Annotated in this window: 3 protein-coding genes and 3 pseudogenes; 5 read left to right on the forward strand and 1 reads right to left on the reverse strand. The window is 63.1% G+C overall.

Annotated elements, in window-relative coordinates; all coding sequences use genetic code 11:
- Positions 1 to 122, reverse strand: a pseudogene (locus PGX04_RS14745) (NAD(+)/NADH kinase); the annotation flags it as partial.
- A gap of 157 nt (positions 123 to 279) precedes the next feature.
- Between PGX04_RS14745 and PGX04_RS14750 the strand changes: the two are divergent.
- The 5 genes and pseudogenes from PGX04_RS14750 to PGX04_RS14770 form a co-directional block, all read left to right on the forward strand.
- Positions 280 to 714, forward strand: a pseudogene (locus PGX04_RS14750) (ATPase domain-containing protein); the annotation flags it as partial.
- A 129-nt stretch (positions 715 to 843) separates the two neighbouring features.
- The gene (locus PGX04_RS14755; protein WP_273739203.1) at positions 844 to 1,083 is read left to right on the forward strand and encodes an amphi-Trp domain-containing protein; all 240 of its coding nucleotides are present in this window, start codon (positions 844 to 846) and stop codon (positions 1,081 to 1,083) included.
- 2 nt (positions 1,084 to 1,085) lie between these two features.
- Positions 1,086 to 1,448 carry a hypothetical protein gene (locus tag PGX04_RS14760; RefSeq protein ID WP_273739205.1) on the forward strand — a complete coding sequence of 121 codons (363 nt, stop codon included), beginning with the start codon at positions 1,086 to 1,088 and terminating at the stop codon, positions 1,446 to 1,448.
- 74 nt (positions 1,449 to 1,522) lie between these two features.
- A complete protein-coding gene (locus PGX04_RS14765) occupies positions 1,523 to 1,957 on the forward strand; it encodes a universal stress protein (RefSeq protein ID WP_273739204.1) in 435 nt (144 codons plus the stop codon).
- Positions 1,958 to 2,115: 158 nt separating this feature from the next.
- Positions 2,116 to 3,074 (forward strand): annotated as a pseudogene (locus PGX04_RS14770) (hypothetical protein); the annotation flags it as partial.

Here is a 3,074-nt window from a genome sequence, read left to right on the forward strand (position 1 = left end):
CCGGTCGCCTCGTCGACGACGGCGCTCGCGCCCGTCCCCTCGAGGGCGTCGACGAGGCTCGCGGCGAGTTCCTGTGCACGCTCGTTGTCGCGTTGGGCGACGATTCCGACGTCGACGTCCATCGTCGGCGGCTAGCCCCCCCGTCGTCAAAAAGCCACGCTTGTCCCGTCGACGGCAACAAGTTTAATCGGAATGGAATGACTCCGGACACGTGAACGCCCGCGACGACCACGTCGCAGTGTCCAGTATGGCAGCTGTCTACTCGAGTACCCCCGTCGCGTCGCCGTCGATCCCATCGAGATGGTCAACAGTCTGGCGTCGATCCGCAGCGAACTCCCCGTGCTCGTCGAGGAGTTCGGCGCCTCGCGGCTCGTTCTGGATTCGGTCTCCTTACTCGAGATGATGTACGAGGATCGGGCGAAACGCCGCAACGAAATCTACGACTTCGCCCGGAGCTTGAAGAGGGCGGGGGTCACCGCGTTGGTGACCAGCGAGGCGTCCTCGGAGACCGCCTACGCCTCGCGGTACGGGATCGTCGAGTATCTCACGGACGCCGTCTTCGTCCTGCAGTACATCCGACCGGACGACTTCCGCGAGACGCGGCTGGCGATCGAGATCCAGAAGATCCGCGATGCGAATCACTCCCGGGAGAAGAAGCCGTACGAGATCACGAGCGAGGGGATATCGGTCTATCAGCAGGCGAACCTGTTCTAACGGTCGATTCGGTGCCGGTTTCTCGCAGTGCTATCAGTGACCCGTTACAGCGGCGGTCGAGCCGGTAACAGCGAATTAGAACGCCGTTCGCTGCCCATACTTTTGCGGGCACAACCGCCATATTGGCGCATGGCGCAACGGACGACCGCCGACGAAACACTGCCGCGAGAGGAACTCGCCGCGTACTTCACGGACCTCGCAGCGGAGTTTGAGCGGGGTGACGAGGAAGTCACCGTCCCCGTCGGGAACAAGAACGTGTCGCTCGACCCACCACATAACATCGACCTCTCGGTCGAAGTGGTCGAGCGCTCGTCGATGCTCCGAGGGAATCGTGAGACGATCGAGATCGAACTCAGTTGGAAACCCTAATTATGGCTGCCGCGGACTCAATCCTGATCTTCGTGCTGAGCTTGCTCGTGGGAACGATCGGTATCCTCGCGGGCGCACGGCTGGTGTTAGACCGGGACGCGAGCTTCGTGAACGCGGCGGTGACGGCGCTGATCGGCGCGGTCGCGTGGGCCGTCACGAGCTTCTTCGTCGGCTGGATTCCCCTCCTGGGTATCCTGTTGATGTTGATCGTCTGGGTCGGCGTCATCAACTGGCGCTACCCCGGCGGCTGGGGCTCCGCCGTCGCGATCGGCTTCGTCGCCTGGATCGTCGCGGTCGGAATCGTCTACCTGTTCGCGGTGGTCGGTTTCGTCACTCCCGACGTGCTCGGTATCCCCGGCGTCTAGCCCGATCGTTCCCGCCATCGAGGAGGGAGGAAAACCCCTTTTCCCGTCCGCGCCAGAAGGTAGTGCAGAGATCGATGTACGAGACGATTCTGTTCCCCACCGACGGCAGCGACCACGCGGCGACCGTTGCGGCGCACGCGATCGACGTCGCGGCCACGAGAAACGCGACCCTACACGTCCTCTCGGTCGTCGACGGCCGCGTCTTTCTCGTCCTCGACGACGAGCGCGTCGAGCACGTGCGCCGCGACCTCGAGGCGACCGCTCGGGACGCTATCGACGACGCCGTGGCGCGGGCCGCCGAGCACGACGTCGAGACGGCAACGGCGGTCGATACGGGCAATCCAGCGGAGTGCATCGTTGACTACGCCGCAGCGACCGACGTCGACCTCATCGTCATGGGAACCAGCGGCGACGAGTACGAACGCAACGTCGTCGGTAGCGTCTCACAGCGCGTCGTCCGCGAGGCTCCCGCACCGGTCACTACCGTCGGTCCCAACGCTGACAACTGATCCGAACGCGGCGAGACGCGCCCCGTCGCCGGCCCGATTGCTGACGGTTCGACGACGTCGATCGTGTGCCGGAAGCACATTGAATCCGTTACACACGGCTTGATATTGAATACCTAACATACGGTTTGATGTGAATCCCGTCACTAGTATCGGGGGACATGCGCCGATCGCTCGTGATCGCGGTTGTGTTACTCGCCCTCGCGTTCGTGCTCGTCGGTGGCCCTTCGATGTTGCTGTCGCTGTCGACCAGCCAAATCGGCTCCGAGGAACCGGCCGACCGAAAGCCGACCCCCGATGTCGTCTCGTTCGATGACTCCGAGAGCGGGTTCTGGGAGTATCTCAGTCCGCGGGAGGGGTTCCAGAAGCGCAGTCCGGTCAACGTGATCGTTCGCGGAGACGTCGACGACATCGAACAGATACTGACCGAAGCGGGCGGCGGTGACTGGTCGGAAATCAACGAGTCGGAGGAGGAGGCGTTACCGGATACGTACTCGCTGACCGGCGGAAACGCCTCCGACAACGAGAGCGAAAACGTCTCCAACAACGCGACGCGACCGACGACCGAGACGATACCCAACGAATCGGTCAACAACACGACGAACGAGTCGGTCAACAACACGACTGACAACGAATCACGGGGTCGCATCCCCTCTCTCAACTGGGGCAAGGCAGATGGCGGTGTCCGCTATGCCTACGTCGATCCAGGCCCGAACGAGAGCGGTTACTGGACGACCGAGACGCTCCAACTCGAGGACGGTGATTACTACGGTCAGCGCAATCACATCCGGCTCTACGAGAGCCCCAACGAGGACGACGACTGGGTCGCCATGCAGACCCACTCGGAACACTTCGACTGGTTCACGCTGCGACACCGCGTTCACGGTTCCCAGTCCGCCCAGCGAAAAGTCGAGTCCGGCTTCATGGCGCACCCGCAAATAGATGCTCAGGAGGACGTCAGCCGCATCTACCTCGACAACGGCAACTCCTCCGATGCAGACGGCTGGGCAACCCTCGTCGAACTCGCCGGATTACTCGTTATTCCCACGCTGGTCGGCATACGGTCCGGCAGGCGCGACGCCGACGCTGCGAGCGACGCCGGCCGGTCCGCCGAACGGGT

This window comes from Natrinema soli (assembly GCF_028618695.1).

Excerpts from the sequence above, each read along its gene's own strand:
- PGX04_RS14755 (WP_273739203.1), top strand. The coding sequence starts at position 844 with ATGGCGCAACGGACGACCGCCGACGAAACACTGCCGCGAGAGGAACTC.
- PGX04_RS14760 (WP_273739205.1), top strand. The coding sequence starts at position 1,086 with ATGGCTGCCGCGGACTCAATCCTGATCTTCGTGCTGAGCTTGCTCGTG.
- PGX04_RS14765 (WP_273739204.1), top strand. The coding sequence starts at position 1,523 with ATGTACGAGACGATTCTGTTCCCCACCGACGGCAGCGACCACGCGGCG.